This is a genomic window from Bradyrhizobium sp. Leaf396, from assembly GCF_001424605.1.
Classification (GTDB): domain Bacteria; phylum Pseudomonadota; class Alphaproteobacteria; order Rhizobiales; family Xanthobacteraceae; genus Bradyrhizobium; species Bradyrhizobium japonicum_C.
The window spans coordinates 200,859-218,331 of record NZ_LMQJ01000004.1; the positions used below are offsets into that span (position 1 = coordinate 200,859).

The 17,473-nt window shown below is 65.3% G+C and carries 14 protein-coding genes; 7 read left to right on the forward strand and 7 right to left on the reverse strand.

Features of this window, described 5'->3' with window-relative positions; all coding sequences use genetic code 11:
- Positions 1-214 precede the first annotated feature (214 nt).
- Genes ASG57_RS05835 through ASG57_RS05850 form a run of 4 tightly spaced genes read left to right on the forward strand, consistent with a single transcriptional unit; the run spans position 215 to position 3,542 of the window.
- Entirely contained in the window at positions 215-730 is a 516-nt protein-coding gene (locus ASG57_RS05835; protein WP_057195856.1) for a winged helix-turn-helix transcriptional regulator, read from the forward strand.
- Between the two features lies 1 nt (position 731).
- Complete coding sequence (gene fabF / locus ASG57_RS05840) at positions 732-1,994, forward strand: beta-ketoacyl-ACP synthase II (protein WP_057195857.1); 1,263 nt, start codon at positions 732-734, stop codon at positions 1,992-1,994.
- Positions 1,995-2,038: 44 nt separating this feature from the next.
- The gene (locus tag ASG57_RS05845; RefSeq protein ID WP_057195858.1) at positions 2,039-2,671 is read left to right on the forward strand and encodes a LysE family translocator; all 633 of its coding nucleotides are present in this window, start codon (positions 2,039-2,041) and stop codon (positions 2,669-2,671) included.
- Positions 2,664-3,542, forward strand: a complete 879-nt coding sequence (locus ASG57_RS05850; RefSeq protein ID WP_057195859.1) for an alpha/beta fold hydrolase — start codon at positions 2,664-2,666, stop codon at positions 3,540-3,542. The genes ASG57_RS05845 and ASG57_RS05850 overlap by 8 nt, the downstream gene beginning before the upstream one ends.
- 111 nt (positions 3,543-3,653) lie before the next feature.
- Here ASG57_RS05850 and ASG57_RS05855 read toward each other — a convergent pair whose 3' ends face one another.
- The 3 genes from ASG57_RS05855 to ASG57_RS05865 all read right to left on the reverse strand — a co-directional run bounded on the left by ASG57_RS05855 (position 3,654) and on the right by ASG57_RS05865 (position 8,387).
- Positions 3,654-4,538, reverse strand: coding sequence for a 4-(cytidine 5'-diphospho)-2-C-methyl-D-erythritol kinase (locus ASG57_RS05855; protein WP_057195860.1), 885 nt, complete (start codon positions 4,536-4,538; stop codon positions 3,654-3,656).
- Between the two features lie 103 nt (positions 4,539-4,641).
- Positions 4,642-6,438 (reverse strand): tetratricopeptide repeat protein, encoded by a 1,797-nt coding sequence (locus tag ASG57_RS05860; RefSeq protein WP_156402586.1) that lies wholly within the window; start codon positions 6,436-6,438, stop codon positions 4,642-4,644.
- A 287-nt stretch (positions 6,439-6,725) separates the two neighbouring features.
- Positions 6,726-8,387 carry an electron transfer flavoprotein-ubiquinone oxidoreductase gene (locus ASG57_RS05865; protein ID WP_057195861.1) on the reverse strand — a complete coding sequence of 554 codons (1,662 nt, stop codon included), beginning with the start codon at positions 8,385-8,387 and terminating at the stop codon, positions 6,726-6,728.
- Between the two features lie 135 nt (positions 8,388-8,522).
- Here ASG57_RS05865 and ASG57_RS05870 point away from each other — a divergent pair, with 135 nt between their 5' ends.
- Positions 8,523-9,338, forward strand: coding sequence for a uracil-DNA glycosylase (locus ASG57_RS05870; protein WP_024341514.1), 816 nt, complete (start codon positions 8,523-8,525; stop codon positions 9,336-9,338).
- 11 nt (positions 9,339-9,349) lie between these two features.
- Here ASG57_RS05870 and ASG57_RS05875 read toward each other — a convergent pair whose 3' ends face one another.
- The 4 genes from ASG57_RS05875 to ASG57_RS05890 form a co-directional block, all read right to left on the reverse strand.
- Positions 9,350-10,858 (reverse strand): glycosyltransferase family 39 protein, encoded by a 1,509-nt coding sequence (locus ASG57_RS05875; RefSeq protein ID WP_057195862.1) that lies wholly within the window; start codon positions 10,856-10,858, stop codon positions 9,350-9,352.
- A 201-nt stretch (positions 10,859-11,059) separates the two neighbouring features.
- Entirely contained in the window at positions 11,060-11,932 is an 873-nt protein-coding gene (rnhB, locus tag ASG57_RS05880; RefSeq protein ID WP_057195863.1) for a ribonuclease HII, read from the reverse strand.
- Positions 11,933-12,006: 74 nt separating this feature from the next.
- A complete protein-coding gene (locus ASG57_RS05885) occupies positions 12,007-12,462 on the reverse strand; it encodes a VOC family protein (protein ID WP_024341511.1) in 456 nt (151 codons plus the stop codon).
- A gap of 24 nt (positions 12,463-12,486) precedes the next feature.
- Positions 12,487-13,650 carry a PA0069 family radical SAM protein gene (locus ASG57_RS05890; protein ID WP_057195953.1) on the reverse strand — a complete coding sequence of 388 codons (1,164 nt, stop codon included), beginning with the start codon at positions 13,648-13,650 and terminating at the stop codon, positions 12,487-12,489.
- A gap of 211 nt (positions 13,651-13,861) precedes the next feature.
- Between ASG57_RS05890 and ASG57_RS05895 the strand changes: the two genes are divergently transcribed.
- Positions 13,862-16,276, forward strand: coding sequence for a phosphoketolase family protein (locus ASG57_RS05895; RefSeq protein WP_057195864.1), 2,415 nt, complete (start codon positions 13,862-13,864; stop codon positions 16,274-16,276).
- A gap of 2 nt (positions 16,277-16,278) precedes the next feature.
- Positions 16,279-17,469: an acetate/propionate family kinase gene (locus ASG57_RS05900; RefSeq protein WP_057195865.1), complete on the forward strand. Its 1,191-nt coding sequence runs from the start codon at positions 16,279-16,281 to the stop codon at positions 17,467-17,469.
- Positions 17,470-17,473: the final 4 nt, after the last annotated feature.

The following is a 17,473-nucleotide window of genomic DNA, read 5'->3' on the forward strand; positions in this document are numbered from 1 at the left end:
GCCCAGTCATTGCGAGCGCAGCGAAGCCATCCAGAATCCCGCCGCGGCAACAGGCTGGATTGCTTCGCTGCGCTCGCAATGACGGCCTACGCGCGGCCATCATTTGCAGCCCGCATCTCGAATCGCAGCCCAACCTGTGCGTCTTGCGCCCTGTCGACCTCCAGCGCCACCCTAGTCACTTGCATTTTGAAAGTAACTTCCCTAACCTCCGTTCATGCAGCCCAAATCGCCCTCCATCCAGGAATGTCCCGTCGGCCGCGCCGTGGAGACGGTCGGCGAATGGTGGAGCATCCTGATCCTGCGCGATGCGATGCAGGGCGCTACCAAATTCGACGAGTTCTCGCAAAGCCTCGGCATCGCGCCGAACATCCTGTCGCGGCGCCTTGCGCATCTCACTGAGAGCGGCATGTTCACGCGCCGCCGCTATCAGGACCGACCGCCGCGCTATGAATATGTGCTGACCGACAAGGCGCGGGACTTCTTTCCCGTGATCGCGGCGTTGCTGGCCTGGGGCAACAAGCATCTCGCCCGTAAAGGCAAATCCATCCTGCTGGCGAACCGGAGTGACGCTCGCCCGGTCGATCCGGTCGTGGTCAATGCCGGCGACATGCAGCCGATCACTCTCGCCAATGCAGTCGTCATCGCAGGCCCCCGGGCCAGCCGCAAGATGCGCGCGCGGCTCGCTTCGCTCAAGGCCATGAACCCGGCCGTCGTGCCGGCTGGAGACTGACATGCGTCGTATCGTCGTGACGGGAATGGGAGCTGTGTCGCCGCTCGGCTGCGGTGTCGAATTGTCCTGGCGACGGCTCCTCGCCGGTCAAAGCGGGCTGCGCCCGCTGCCCGAATGGGCGCAGGCACTGCCCGCGCGCATCGCGGGGCTCGTGCCAGACAGGGCCGATGACACCAAGGGCGGCTTCGACCCGGCACAGGCGGCCGCGCCGAAAGACCAGCGCAAGATGGACCGCTTCATCCTGTTCGCGCTGCTTGCCACCGCAGAGGCGGTCGCGCAGGCCGGATGGACGCCGCTGGACGCGGCGGCGCTGGAGCGGACCGCGACGATCATCGCCTCCGGCGTCGGCGGGTTCCCGGCGATCGCGGAAGCGGTGCGCATCACCGAACAGCGCGGCGCGCGCCGGCTTTCGCCATTCACGATCCCCTCGTTCCTCGCCAATCTCGCCGCCGGCCAGGTCTCGATCAAATACGGCTACAAGGGAGCGCTGGGTACGCCGGTCACCGCTTGTGCCGCCGGCGTGCAGGCGATCGGCGATGCCGCGCGCATGATCCGCGCCGGCGAAGCCGATGTCGCGATCTGCGGCGGCGCCGAGGCCTGCCTCGACATCGTCAGCCTCGGCGGCTTTGCCGCGGCCCGCGCGCTGTCGAGCGGCTTTAACGACGAACCCGAACGCGCCTCGCGCCCGTTCGATCGCGACCGCGACGGCTTTGTGATGGGCGAAGGCGCCGGCATCCTGGTGATCGAGGAGCTCGAGCATGCGCTGGCGCGTGGTGCTACACCGGTCGCCGAGCTCGTCGGCTACGGCACGACGGCGGATGCCTATCATATGACCTCGGGCCCGCCCGATGGCGAGGGCGCCCGCCGCGCCATGGAGATCGCGCTTCGACAAGCGAAGCTTGCGCCCGCGGATGTGCAGCACCTGAACGCACATGCGACCTCGACTCAAGCCGGCGACGAGAGCGAGCTTGGCGCGATCGGCGCGCTGTTCGGACGTACTCGGAGCATCGCTGTCAGCGCGACCAAATCGGCCACCGGCCATCTGCTCGGCGCCGCCGGAGGCCTGGAGGCGATCTTCACCATTCTCGCTTTGCGCGACCAGATCGCGCCGCCAACGCTCAATCTCGAGAACCCCGACGCGGGCGCGGACGGTATCGACATCGTCGCCGGCACGGCGCGGCCGATGCCGATGGAGCATGCCATCTCCAATGGGTTCGGCTTCGGCGGCGTGAACGCCAGCGTGATCTTCCGCCGGATGGGCTAAGCGAGAGGCCTTGCAATCGCCGCTCGCTCCGCTACGAAAACAGGATGATCGAAACGAATTTCTGGCTGTTCCTGGCCACAGCCTGTCTCATTGCCGCCGTTCCCGGTCCTGGCATCTTCTACGTCGCGGCACGAACCCTGTCCGAGGGACGCGCCAGCGGCTTCGCGTCAACCGCAGGCACCGCTCTGGGCGGGCTGGTTCATGTGGTGGCGGGCAGCCTTGGCATCTCCGCGATCATCCTGGCCAGCGCGGAACTGTTCGCCGCCGTGAAATTCGTTGGGGCGCTGTATCTGGTCTGGCTCGGCATCAGGACGTTTCGCAGCGCCGGCCGTGGGCTGTCGTTCGAAGGCGAGCCCGTCGGAGACAAGCGCGCGTTCCGCGACGGCGTGCTCGTCGAGGCGTTGAATCCGAAGACCGCGGCGTTCTTCCTCGCCTTCATTCCGCAATTTCTCGATCCCGCGGGAACTAACCCGGCGCTGCAGTTCATTATGCTTGGCACGATCTCGGTGACGCTGAACACGCTCGCAGACGTCGTGGTGGTAGCGATGGCCTCCGCGACACGTACGCAGCTGATCGGAAGGCCGCATCTGATGCGGCGCCTCACGCAAGGCTCCGGCGTCTTCATCGCTGGCCTCGGCCTCTCGCTCGCACTGGCGCGGCGGCCGGCCAATGGCTAGCGCCCCGCAAAGCCGCTTCTATGAATCGCACGGCCTGCGGCTGCATTATGCCGACTGGGGCAACGAGAGTGCACCACCTCTGATCCTGGTCCATGGCGGGCGCGATCATTGCCGGAGCTGGGATCATATCGCCCGATCGTTGCAGCCGAATTTCCACGTGCTCGCACCCGACCTGCGCGGCCACGGCGATTCCGATTGGACTAGGGGCGGCAGCTACGCGCTGACGGAGTATGTCTACGATCTCGCCCAGCTCGTCCGTCATATCGCAGCACCTCAAATCACCCTCATCGGTCATTCGATGGGCGGCATGGTCAGCCTGATCTTGTCAGGATCATTCCCCGAGCTGGTCTCCAAGCTGATCGTCCTCGACGGCGTGACCATGCTGCCGGACGCTCGGAAGCCGCCGGCGCATGAGCGTATTGGCAAATGGGTGACCCAGCTCGACAAGCTGCATGACCGCATCCCGCGCCGCTACTCGACGATCGAGGACGCCGCCGCACAGATGATGCTTCACAACAAACGGCTGTCCCGTGACCTTGCCCTGCATCTCGCAGCCCACGGCACGCGGCAGAACGAGGACGGCACCTACAGCTGGAAGTTCGATCCGTACCAGCGCGCCTCCGCGCCGCACCGGCTTTGGCCGGACGATCACATCGAGCTCTGGTCACGCATCGCCTGCCCGACGCTGCTGCTCAATGCCGGCGAGAGTTTTCTGGCGGGCGCGAAGGGGACAAGCCTGGAGCGCTATTTCCAAGATGCGCGCATCGAGACCATCGCCGGGGCCGGGCATTGGCTGCAGCATGACAAGCCGCACGAGGTGTTGGGCGAGATCCGGGACTTCCTCAAGCTCGATGAGAGCAGCGCGGGCTAGACTAGCTCAGCTCCATCCACATCATTGCGACAGCAGCGAAGCGATCCAGACCGGCAGCCCGGACAGTTTCTGGGCTGCCTTGCTGCGCTCGCAATGACGGAGAGAGAGAATTCAGCTCAACGTCCCCGCATGCACCCACCAGCCGGAGTGATCGCGCCGGATCTTTTCCGCAGCGGCATGCGCGTCGGCCGAAGAGCCATAGATTGCAAAACACGTTGCGCCGGAACCGGACATGCGGGTGAGCTTGACGCCGGCAGAGCCGCGCAGAGCCTCCAGCACCTCGCCGATCACCGGCTCGATGCGCATGGCGGGCGCTTCCAGGTCATTGGCGACCGTTTCGAGAACTTCGACCCAATCGGCAATTGAAGCGCCCTCCTCCGGCCAGGCCGGCGCGCGGATGACGTCGGTGACGCCGACCAGGAGTTCGCCGTTGCGCAGGCCGAGGGCCTGAAACACGTCCTTGGTCGCAACCGGCACGCGCGGATTGACCATGACACAGGGCATGCTGGGCAGCGCGAGCGGCAACAGCTGCTCGCCAACGCCGGTCATGTCGCAGGCGCGCGAGAGAAGGCAAACCGGCACGTCCGCACCGGTCGCGAGCGCAACCTTCTGAACGCGGGGATCATCGAGCGACAAACCGTTGAGGCGGGCCAGGAGGCGCAGCGCCGCGGCAGCATCGGCCGAGCCGCCACCGATCCCGGCGGCAACGGGCAGCACCTTGTCGAGCGTGAAGGCGCCCAGCTTCAGATTGGGCACGGCCTCGGCCAGAAGCCTGGCGGCCTTAAGCACGAGATTGTCGGCGTTATCGCCGCAAGCCGCAGCCAGCGGCCCGGTCGTGTTGAGCTTCAACTCGCCGCCCGGCTCCAGGGTGAGCCGGTCGGCACAGTCGGCAAAAGCAACCACGCTTTCGAGATCATGATAGCCGTCGGCGCGACGGCCCACGACGCGAAGGCTGAGATTGACCTTCGCGCGCCCCTCTTCAGTCAACGCCGGCATCGGCGACAGCCCCCACCTACTTCATTTGTCGCGCATGATCTTGCCGGCCAACCGCGACGCACTTTGCGCGAACGCGGCCCTTCGGTCCGGATCATGCGCCAGCTCAACCGCCCTTGCCGTCGTCCTTCTTCTTCTCCGCCTGCGCGGCCGAAGAGTTCGAATTGTCGTCGGGGAGACCATTGGCGATCTTGGCCTCGATCTTCGGCAGTTCTTCCGGCTCAGGCTTGAGATCGCGGGCATGCGACCACTGGAACTTGGCTTCCAGGGTTCGGCCGACGCGCCAATAGGCATCGCCGAGATGGTCGTTGATGGTGGGATCCTCGGGCTTGAGATCGATCGCGCGCTCGAGGTTCTTCACCGCTTCCTCGTAGTTGCCGATGCGGTAATAAGCCCAGCCGAGAGAGTCAACGATGTAGCCGTCGTCGGGACGCTGCTCGACGGCGCGCTTGATCATCTTCATGCCTTCGTCGAGGTTGATGCCCTGGTCGATCCAGGAATAGCCGAGATAGTTGAGGACGTGGGGTTGGTCGGGCTGGAGCTCCAGCGCCTTTTTCATGTCGGCTTCGGCCTTGGCCCACTGCTTGGATCGCTCCTGGCAGATACCGCGATAATAATACCAGACGCTGTTGGCCTTGTCGTTGCCGGGCGGCAGCACGTCGATTCCCAGCGAATAGGTCGCGCCGCAGTCGCCGAACCTCTTGCGGCCACGCTCGATGTTGCCGAGCGCCATGATGGCTTCGAGATCCTTGGGATCCTCCGACGTGACACCTTTGAGGATCTTGATCGCCTCTTCGGTGCGGTCGGCGGAATCGAGATCGATGGCGAGCTGGATCTGTGCATTGCGCTTGAGCGGCGAGGTCGCCGGCACGCGCTCATAGACCTTGATCGCCATCTTCGGCCGCTTCACCGATTCATAGAGATCGGCGAGCGAGAGCAGCGCCAGCGGGTGGGTTGGCTGCAGGTAGAGCGAGAGCTGAAGATAAACCAGCGCCAGATCCTCGCCGCCGCGGCGGGTCAGCGTAGCGCCGATCCCGTAGAGCGCTTCGGCCGCGCCCGCCTGCGCGGAATCGACCAGCGGCGGCATCTTTTTGCCGGCCTTGGTCTCGCGCAGGCCTTCCTGGATCAAAGGATGGCGCGCGAGCTTCTTGTCGAAGGCCTGATAGACGGCGGTGGCCGCGGCGGATTCCTTGTGGCGCGATAGCCAGCGCGCATAGGCCTCGGTCACGCGCAGCATTGAGTCGTCGAGCTTGTAGGCGCGCTCGAACCGGGTGCCGGCATCCTTCTCCTTGCCCGAGAGCTCCAGGATCATGCCGGCATGGAGGTCCTTGAACAGCGGATACCATTCCGGTCCTGCCAGCTTGTCGATGGTGGCGACACCACCCTTGGCATCGCCCGCACCATAAGCGGCCCAGCCGGACAGCAGCGTGGCGACAAGATCGGTGATCGGGCCGCGGATCGACTGGTTGATGTTGGTCTGCGCGGCCGCGTACTTCTTCAGCTTGAGATCATGCACGCCGACGACGAGACGCGCGACGCGGTTGGTCCTGTCGATGGTGAGGATGCGTTCGGCCAGCTTGACCGCCTCCTCGATGTCGCCGTCGGCGACCGAAGAGATGAAGGCACGGTCGAGCAATTCATTGTTCTTCGGATCGGTGCGCAGCGCCGAGCGGTAGAATGCGGCGGCCGAGGCGGCATCGCGCTCGACGCTGGCATGGCGGGCGGCGAGATAGCTGCCGGCGCCCGTGAGCGACTTCAGATCGTTTCGTGTCGGAAACTGTGCCGCCGTATTCTCCGGATGATCCGGCGTCTGCGCCAGGCCCGCGCCGGGGAGCGTCGCGATCGCGGTGCCCATGAGAGCGATGGCGGCAACAGTCCAGCGGTTGAAACGATTTGAAAACATCAGGGCTCGCCTTGAGTTGGTAGTGCCTGGATTTGCAACAGAAGGCCGTATCGCATGCAAACGCGGCCGGTAGCATTGGGACCCGGAACCGTCAGGCCGACAATGCCGCTTTTGGCGCTTCGCCGCAAGGATTCGGACCGGCGTTCCCGCCGCATACCCAAATCGGCCAAGCGAATCCGCCAAGAGCGCCCCAAGACGCCGTTACTGTGGCCTTATCGTGGCCGCGGCGGGTAGCCGCAGCCGGGTCCTCACGCGAACGTGCGCCAGGTCACCTTGTTCACCTGGGCTTACATCGCCTCGTAATTCGGACCCCCGCCGCCCTCCGGGGGAACCCAGGTAATGTTGCCGTTGGGGTCCTTCACGTCGCAGGTTTTGCAGTGGACGCAATTCTGGGCGTTGATCTGGAAGCGCGGGCCGGACCCTTCCTCGATCCACTCATAGACGCCGGCCGGGCAATAGCGGTTCGAGGGCCCGGCGTAGACGTCGTGCTCCGAGGTCTTCTGGAGGTTCATGTCGGCGACCTTCAGATGGACCGGCTGGTCCTCCTCGTGATTGGTGTTGGACAGGAACACCGAGGACAGCTTGTCGAAGGTGATCTTGCCGTCGGGCTTCGGGTAGTTCTTGGGCGCGTGCTGCTTGGCCGGATCGAGCGTGGCGCGATCATGCTTGAGATGGGACTGCGTGCCGAACAGCGAAGCGCCGAACAGCGTGTTGCACCACATGTCGAAGCCGCCGAGCGCGACGCCGAGCACGGTGCCGAACTTCGACCACAGCGGCTTGACGTTGCGGACCAGGAACAGATCCTTGCCCACGGAGGACGAACGCCACGCATTCTCGTACTCGACGACTTCGTCGTTGGCGCGCTCGGCCGCGAGCGCACTGGCGACGTGTTCCGCGGCGAGCATGCCGGTGCCCATTGCATTGTGCACACCCTTGATGCGCGGCACATTGACGAAGCCGGCCGCGCAGCCGATCAGCGCACCGCCAGGGAAGCTGAGCTTCGGCACCGACTGATAGCCGCCCTCGGTGATTGCGCGGGCGCCGTAAGCGAGCCGCTTGGCGCCTTCGAAGGTGCCGCGGATCGAGGGATGGGTCTTGAAGCGCTGAAACTCGTCGAACGGCGAGAGATAGGGATCGTCGTAGTTGAGATGCACGACGAAGCCGACGGCGACGAGATTGTCGTCGTAGTGATAGAGGAACGAGCCGCCGCCCGTCTTCATATCGAGCGGCCAGCCGAAGGAATGCTGGATCATTCCCTTCTGGTGCTTGGCGGGATCGATCTGCCAGACCTCCTTGAGGCCGATGCCGAACTTCGGCGGCTCGCTCTTGGCATCGAGCGCAAACTTGTTGATGAGCTGCTTGGTCAGGCTTCCGCGGGCGCCTTCGGCGAACAGCGTATACTTGCCGAGCAATTCCATGCCGCGGGTGAAGGAGTCCTTCGGCTTGCCGTCGCGGCCGACGCCCATGTCGCCGGTGGCGATGCCCTTGACCTTGCCCTCCTCGTCATAGAGCACCTCGGCGGCGGCAAAGCCGGGATAGATCTCAACCCCCAGCGCCTCGGCCCTGCGCGCCAGCCAGCGGCAGACATTGCCGAGCGAGCCGATGTAGCAGTGATGATTGTTCATCAGCGGCGGCATCATGAAGTTCGGCAGCTTGATCGCACCGCCAGCCGTCATCCAGTAGAAGCGGTCGTCCTTCACCTCAGTCTTGAGCGGACAGTCCGAATCCTCTCGCCAGTCCGGGATCAGCTTGTCGAGCCCGGCCGGATCGATCACGGCGCCCGAGAGAATGTGCGCGCCGACCTCGGAGCCCTTCTCCACCACGACGACGTTGAGATCGGCATTGAGCTGCTTCAGCCGGATCGCGGCCGACAGACCCGAGGGGCCGGCGCCGACGATGACGACGTCGAATTCCATGGATTCGCGCGGGGGAAGTTCTTCGATGCTCATCTGATCTCAGCCCTTGAGACGGTCCTCGGTCGTTTGCGCCTCCTTGTTTCCGATTTTTCCGGGTAGGACAACCTCGGAAATGCATTCCGCTGGGATGCAAGGCCGCCCAAGGTGGTATAAAAGTCAGACTTTCCCATGATCCCCGAGCCCGCACCCACCGTCCGAGAGCTTCTCGCCTTCTATCTGGAGGCCGGGGTCGACTGCGCGCTCGCGGAGGAACCGATCGACCGCCTGGCGGAATTGGACGTCCCGCCACCGGCTCCACGTGCGGCACCTCCGGTCGAAGCGCCGCGGCCGGTCGTCGCGCCCGCAGTGATGCGGGGCGAAGCTGCCCCTGCACCCGATGTCGCGATCGCGTCCGCTCGCGAGGCCGCGCGCACTGCGCCGACACTGGAGGCGTTGCGCGAGCTGATGCAGGGCTTTGAAGGCTGTGCGCTGAAGCACACGGCGACGCGGCTGGTGTTCGCCGACGGCAATCCGCAGGCGCGCATCATGTTCGTCGGCGAAGCTCCGGGGCGCGACGAGGATATCGAAGGGCTCCCCTTCGTCGGACGTAGCGGCAAGCTGCTCGACCTCATGATCGGCGCGATCGGGCTAAACCGCACCACCGCCTACATCGCCAACGTCATTCCGTGGCGGCCGCCCGGCAACCGCACGCCGACGCCGCAGGAGACGCAAATCTGCCTGCCCTTCATCAAGCGCCACATCGAGCTCGTGAACCCCGACGTGCTGGTGACACTCGGCAATCCCTCGACGCAGACGCTGCTCGGAACGCGCGAGGGCATCATGCGCACCCGCGGTCGTTGGTTCGACTATGACACAGGTGGCCGCACCATCCGCGCGCTGCCGACGTTCCACCCGGCGTATCTGTTGCGCTCGCCATCGTACAAGCGGCTCGCCTGGCAGGATCTGCGCGCGATCGCGAAGGTGCTGGCCCAAGGGGCCGTGTAACTACTCCAGGCCTACGTCCCCTTCGGCCGCACGATGGCCCAGCCGATGCGCAGCAGCTGCTGGCGGCCGGTGACCAGCCATTCGAAGGCGCGCGGCACTTCCGGCACGATGTCCGGGAATCGTTTGAGAATGTCCGGCGGCGGCGTGCCGGCGGTGTCGGAAGCGCGCCAGACCACGACGCCGCCGGTCTCGCTGAATTTGGTCTGATTCATCCACGGCGTGCGCGCAGGGTCGGCGTCGATGAAGAGGTGCGGCCGGCCGGAATGCAGCGCGATCAGGCTGGCAAGCTGGGTTTCGCCGGCGACGGCGCGCAGGCGATGGTTGGTGCGGCGGGCAAAGCTCTCATCGAAGAAGTCCGAGATCGCCCGCGCTGGCATCGAGGTCGCAATCTCGTTGGCGCCCGTCCAGGGCAAGAACAGGACGGCGAGCACCATGCCGGCGGCGGGCGCCACGACGGCCGCAGTCCATACCGTGCGCAGCATCCGTGTGCGGCGCATGGCGATGAGATCTCCGGCCGTAACGACCACGGCAAGTCCGGACATGATCAGCACGACACCGGGCCCGCCGACGACGGCGTCGATTCCTAGCAGGCTCGAGATCAGCACGGCTCCGAGCGGCGTAGCCAGCGCGAAGTAAAAGACGAAGCTGCGCGCAAGCGGCTCGACCGGCGGGCGGTAGATGATCGGCGGCTCCTCGCCCTTGCCGGCGAACAGGCCGGTGTTGAGGAAGGTCAGCGCCGGGATGGCGGCCGCCCCGAGCGCCAGCCCGCCCAACAGCCAGGCCGCGTGCAGCGCGCGGGCTTTTAGCTCCGATACTTGCGGCAGTGCCGGCATGGTCAATGTCTCGGCACGCACCAGCCACACCGCATAGGGCAGTGCCAGCACCGCGACAACGATCAGCGCAAACAGCGGATCGAGCCCGCGCAGCGTTCGGCGGCCCCCGGCGGTCGAGAGCGCGAAGACGACGATCAGCAGGAGGAGAAAGATCGCCGCAGGTGTGGTCAGCAGCAACAGCCCCGCTTCGATCGACCAGGCGAACCAGGCATTGCCGCGACGTTGACCGATGATCTGCCAGGAGTGCAGCAGCAACAGCGCCCAGAGCGGCCGCGCCAGCACCAAAGGGCCGAAGTCGAGCGCAGGCGAGGAGAAGGCCAGCACCGTCATGGTCAGCAGCACGGCGAGCACCGCCTGCTGCGAACCGACCACGGCGCGTGAGAGATGATAGAGTGCGATGAAGGCCGCGATCTCGCAGAGCTGGGCGAGCACATAGACGCCGAACATGTGGCCGCCGGCGGCGCGATAGGCGATGTCAGCGAGCCAGACCGGCAGCGGCGGGCCGAGATCGGTGCCGACCTGGTATTCCCTGCCGAAGGCCAGGAGGGTCGCGAGGTTGCCGGGCGGGCTGCGATAGAACACCAGCGCCACAAACAGCCACATCGCGGCCTGCAGCAGCACGGCGATCCAGACGATCAGCCGCGGCCGGGCGCGAATGAGCTCGATGACCAGGGAGGTAAACCGCATGCAACGTCCGAAAGATGCAGCCAGTCCAGCCGGCCCTATTCGCTCACATCTGTTTTGATAAAGGGCGTCACACGCTGTGGCAACGACGGTTTGCTCGTCATGCCCGGGCTTGTTGCGGCCATCCACGTTCTTCGTGCCGCGGAAAGACGCGATGGCCGGGTCAAGCCCGGCCCTGACGATGGAGAAGCTGTCGAGCCAACCCTAGAGGCTGGCAGCCGCGTCAATCTCGACGCTCGCCTCCACCTGCACCTCTGCATCGACCACCGAGAACAGATCCTGCACCGGCTCGACGGTCCACGGCATGTGCTTGGCGCGGGCGGCGGCGACGGGGGCGAAGAAGCTGCGGTGGTGAATGGAGGGGCCGAGACGATCGAGAGCGTCGAGATGCTCGGGCACGGCGTAGCCCTTGTGCTGCTCGAAACCGTAGCCGGGGCAGTCCTGCGCCAGCGCGCACATCAGCCGGTCGCGGGTGACCTTGGCGATGATGGACGCCGCTGCGATCGACAGCACGATACCATCGCCGCCGATCACGGCCTCGCAGTCGCATTCGGTGTCGAGCCGGTCGCGGCCGTCGACGAAGACGTGCCTCGGCGGCTCGGGCAGTGCGACCACCGCGCGCTTCAGCGCCCACAGCGAGGCACGCAGAATATTGTCGCGGTCGATCCGGGCGGGCGAGGCGACGGCGACCGACACCTGCGCGCTGGCGCAGATCTTGTCGAACAGCTTCTCGCGCTCCCCGGCGGTCAGCCGCTTGGAATCGTCGATGCCGCGCGGGATGCGGTCGGGATCGATAATCACCGCCGCCGCCACCACGGGGCCGGCAAGCGGTCCGCGACCGGCCTCGTCGCACCCCGCGACCGGCCAGATGCCGCGCTTGATCAGCGCGCGCTCACGCCGGAAGCTGGGGGGAGCAATGGCGATGATCCCTCTCTTGCCAACAGCAAGCTTCGGAGCCTTGCCCGTAGAGGTCTTGGCCGCAGGCGTCTTGGCCGCCTTCGCAGGCGCAACCTTCCCCGCAGCCTCCTTCTTGGGCGCGTCTTTGGCTGGGTTCCTGGCGGACTTGTCCCGAATCATGGCCGGATCGTGCGCAAGGCGCTTCGCCAGCGCAACCGGGAACCCAGGGTAATTCCCGCTATTCAGGCTGCGCCCTACTCCGCCAGATGCACACGCCGGTCGTCGCCCACCTCGATGCCCGGCGCGACCACCACTTCCCAGGCATGTGCGTCGGGATCGGCAAAATAGCCGGAATAGCCGCCGTAGTGGGTCTCGTGCGCGGCTTTCAGCAAGGAGGCCCCCTTCCTGAGGGCAAAGGCCAACACCGCATCGACCTCCTCCCGCGTCCGGCAGTTCCATGCGAGCGTCACGCCACGAAAGGCCGCCGGCCGCGGCTGGTCCGGCAAGGTCGCGTCTGCCGCGAGCTGATCCCACGGATACAAGGCGAGCACCGCCCCACCGGTATCGTAGAATGCGACCGCCTCCCCCGTTACCTTCAGCCGGCGTGAGAAGCCGAGCGCGTCGTAAAAGGCGATGCTGGCGCGGATGTCGCTCACACCCAGCGTGATGACGGTCAGCCGCGGCACAGGCACGGCGAGCTCCTTAACCATGCGACACCTATTGCACGTGTCCGCTCAAAACAGGCTGAGCTGATCGCCGTTCCGCTTCGGCCGCGCGAAATGATCCGTCGTCAGCTTCGAGCGCCGCTTGTTGAGGCCGAGCCTTTCGCAGGCGATCTCAAAACGGCGGCCGATGGTCCAAGCCATCGGTCCGGTGCCCTTCATCCGCTCGCCCCATTTCGCATCGTAGTCGCGTCCGCCACGCATGTCGCGGATCAGCGTGAAGACGTGACGATAGCGGTCCGGATAGTTCGCCATCAGCCATTCGCGGAAGAGATCGCGGACCTCGAGCGGCAGCCGAAGCAGCACATAGGCGGCTTCCTTGACGCCGGCGTGGGCCGCAGCATCGAGGATCCGCTCGATCTCCGAATCATTCAGCGCGGGAATCACGGGCGCAACCATCACGGTCGTCGGAATGCCGGCCTCCGAGAGCTGCTTCAATGCCTCGAGCCGCTTTGATGGTGTCGAGGCCCGCGGCTCCATGGTGCGCGCCAGCTTCGGATCGAGCGAGGTCACGGAGATTGCGACCTTGGCCAGATTGCGCTTGGCCATCCGCGCGAGAATGTCGATGTCGCGCACCACCAGGGCTGATTTGGTGACGATGCCGACCGGATGGCCGGCGCGTTCCAGCACCTCGAGGATGCCGCGCATGATCTTTCGCTCGCGCTCGATCGGCTGGTACGGATCGGTGTTGGTGCCGATTGCGATCATCCGCGGCTCATAGCCTGACGCGGCGAGCTCCTTTTCGAGCAGCGCCGGCGCCTCGGGCTTGGCGAACAGCTTGGATTCGAAGTCCAGCCCTGGCGACAGGCCGAGGTAGGCGTGAGTCGGCCGCGCGAAGCAATAGACGCAGCCGTGCTCGCAGCCGCGATAGGGATTGATGGAGCGGTCGAAGCCGATGTCGGGCGAGTCGTTGCGGGTGATCACCTTGCGTGAGGTGTCGATGGCGACCGTGGTCTTGAAGGGCGGCAGCTGTTCCAGGCTCTGCCAGCCGTCATCGAAGGCGACGCGGGCCTCGGGCTCGTAGCGGCCGCTGACGTTGGACTGGGCGCCCCGCCCTCGCCGGCGCACGCGGTCGATGGCGACGCCAAGCTCCGGGAAATCTGAAGGCGCACCCGCCGGCTCGGAGGGCGCCGTGACCGGCGGGTGCTTGAGAGCATGAGAGGATGCTGGACTCATGAAGCCAAGATAGCACGCCATGGGAACAAATCAAGAACGCAAACCAAAAACGTGAAAACAACCCCATGCACAGTAGCTGCCCAAATTTCGGGCGCGCGCCTTTGACGTCTCGCAACATGCCTGTCACGACGATTTCGTTTCATCCAAGCACTGGGATCAATCGTCCCGGAACAAAGTTGGTGACGATCGCTGGGTGAAAGCCGACGGGAACATGACAATTCAACGAAAAGCGGCCGCCGCGACCGGCGACCTCGATCTGCTCGATCGCTATTGGCGCGCCGCCAACTACCTCTCCGTCGGGCAAATCTACCTGCTCGACAATCCGCTGCTGCGCGAGCCACTACGGCCCGAACACATCAAGCCGCGTCTGCTCGGCCATTGGGGCACGACGCCTGGCCTGAACTTCATCTATGCCCATCTCAATCGCGTCATCTGCGCGCTGGATCTCAACGTCATCTACGTCTGCGGTCCCGGCCATGGCGGCCCCGGCATGGTTGCCAACACCTATCTGGAAGGCAGCTACAGCGAGATTTATCCCGACGTCGCGCGCGATGCGGACGGAATGCGCAAGCTGTTCAGGCAGTTCTCCTTCCCCGGAGGCATCCCGAGTCATGCGGCGCCGGAAACGCCCGGCTCGATCCATGAGGGCGGCGAGCTCGGTTACGCGCTGGTGCACGCCTATGGCGCGGCGTTCGACAATCCCGACTTGATCGTCGCCTGCGTCGTTGGCGACGGCGAGGCCGAGACCGGCCCGCTGGCCGCGTCCTGGCATTCGAACAAGTTCCTGAGCCCGGCCCATGACGGCGCGGTGCTGCCTATCCTGCATCTCAACGGCTACAAGATCGCAAATCCCACCGTCCTGGGACGGATGCCCGACAGCGAGATCCGTGATCTCTTCCGCGGTTTCGGCCATGAGCCGCTATTCGTCGAAGGCGACGACCCCAAATTGATGCACCAGGCCATGGCCGATGCGCTCGACGTCGCGTTCGTCAGCATCCGCTCGATCCAGCAGCATGCGCGGGACGGACGCAGAAGCGTCGAGCGGCCGCGCTGGCCGATGATCGTGCTGCGCAGCCCGAAGGGCTGGACCGGTCCGAAGGAGGTGGACGGCAAGAAGGTCGAAGGGTTTTGGCGCGCGCATCAGGTGCCCGTTTCAGCGTGCCGCGAGAACCCGGCGCATCTGAAGATCCTCGAGGACTGGATGCGCAGCTACCAGCCCGAAGAGCTGTTCGATGCCAGCGGAGCGCTCATTCCCGAGCTTCAAGCGCTCGCGCCCGAAGGTGTCAGGCGCATGGGCGCCAATCCACATGCCAATGGTGGCCTGCTCAAGAAAGAGCTGAAGCTGCCGGACTTTCGCAGCTTCGCCGTGGACGTTCCACAGCCCGGCGAAGTCATTGCGGAAGCAACGCGCGAACTTGGCAAATTCCTGTGCGAGGTGATCCGCCTCAACGCGAAGGAGCGCAACTTCCGCATCATGGGACCGGACGAGACGGCGTCAAACCGGCTGGACGCCGTATTCGAAGCCACCGAACGCGTCTGGATGGAGCCGACCGAGCCCTACGACGTGCACCTCGCCCAGGACGGGCGCGTGATGGAGGTGTTGAGCGAGCATCTCTGCCAGGGTTGGCTCGAGGGCTATCTCCTCACGGGACGGCACGGCTTCTTCTCCTGCTACGAGGCTTTCATCCACATCGTGGATTCCATGTTCAACCAGCACGCCAAATGGCTCAAGGTGACGCGGGATCTGCCGTGGCGACGCCCGATCGCCTCGCTCAATTATCTCCTGACCTCGCATGTCTGGCGCCAGGACCATAACGGCTTCAGCCACCAGGATCCCGGCTTCGTCGATCTGGTCGCCAACAAGAAGGCCGATATCGTCCGCATCTACTTTCCGCCCGACGCCAACACGCTGCTATGGATCGCCGATCACTGCCTGCGTACCTACAACCGCATCAACGTGATCGTCGCCGGCAAGCAGCCGGCGCCGCAGTGGCTCTCGATGCAGGACGCTGCGACCCATTGCGCTGCCGGCATCGGCATCTGGGGCTGGGCCGGAACGGAAGACGGACAGGGTGAGCCCGACGTGGTCATGGCCTGCGCCGGCGACGTGCCGACGTTGGAGACGCTCGCCGCCGTCGACCTCCTGCGCAAGGCGCTGCCGGACCTGAAGATTCGCGTCGTCAACGTCGTCGACCTGATGACTCTGCAGCCAAGGGAGCAACACCCGCACGGCCTCTCCGATCGCGACTTCGACGGCCTGTTCACGCGCGAAAAGCCGGTGATTTTCGCCTATCACGGCTACCCCTACCTGATCCACCGGCTGACCTATAGCCGCACCAACCATGCCGGCATGCATGTGCGCGGCTTTGCCGAGGAAGGCACCACGACGACGCCGTTCGACATGGTCGTGCTCAACGAGCTGGACCGCTACCATTTGGCGATCGAGGCGATCGAACGCGTGCCGGGGCTTGCGACCAAAGCCGCGCGGGTGAAGCAACAGTTCCGCGACAAGCTGATCGAGCACTCCCGCTATGTTCGCGAGCATGGCGAGGACATGCCCGAGATCCGCGACTGGGTGTGGCAAAACAGTGCCGGCGGCAACACGCCGGCCGAAGCCGGCGACTAGCGATGTCGGACACGGTCCTCGTCCTCAACTCGGGATCGTCGAGCATCAAGTTCGGCCTGTTCGATGTCTCGGGAACCGAGCCTGCCCTGCTTTGCAAGGGGCTTCTCGACGAGCACGACGCAAAACCCCGGCTCGTGGTGAAGGGCCCCGCGGACGAAGACCTGTTCGAGACCCGGAGGGAGGTTTCGGACGCCGATGGCGGCCATCTGTTCGCCGAAGTGCTCGCCTTCATCGAGGACCGCTTCGGCAAACGCAGCCTCCGCGCCGTCGGTCACCGCATCGTCCATGGGGGGCCCGACTATTCGGGCCCGCTGATCCTGACGGACGGCATCACCGCAAAGCTCGAGGGGCTGACGCCGCTGGCGCCGCTGCACCAGCCGCGCTGCCTTGCGCCGGTCCGCACGCTCGGAGCGATCCGGCCCGGGCTGACGCAGATCGCGTGTTTCGACACCGCCTTCCATCACGGCCTGGCACCCCCGGCGCGCCGCTTCGCCATTCCAAGGCGCTTCGAGGCGCGTGGCGTCAGGCGTTATGGCTTTCACGGCCTCTCATTCGAATATGTCGCGGGCCGGCTCGCCGAGATCGCGCCGGAACTCTTCGCAAAGCGCACGGTGATCGCCCATCTCGGCAACGGCGCCAGCCTCTGCGCGTTGCGCGACGGCCGCAGCGTCGACACCACGATGGGACTGACGCCGCTCGATGGCCTCGTGATGGGGACTCGCTGCGGCACGATCGATCCGGGCGTGCTGCTCTATCTGCAGCAGCATGAGAACATGTCGGTCGAGGAGATCCAGCGCCTGCTCTATCACGAGTCTGGCCTTTTCGGCGTTTCCGGCATCTCGGCGGACATGCGTACGCTGCTCGCGAGCGGCGAGGTTGCGGCGCGGGATGCGGTCGATCTCTTCACCTTCCGGGCGGCGCAGCAGGTCGCGATGATGGCGACCACGCTCGGCGGCCTGGACTGCCTGGTCTTCACTGGCGGCATCGGCGAGCATGCCAGGGAAATTCGCGGCGCAATCAGCGAGCGCCTCGCCTGGATGGGCGTGCGCATCGATGTTGCGGCAAATGATGCTGCGCGCGAGCGCATCGACGGCAGCGGCAGCAACGTCGATGTCTTCGTCATTCCCACCAACGAAGAGATGACGATCGCGCGCCATTGCGCCGCTCTGATCCGTGAACGTCGTGTCACGTGACATT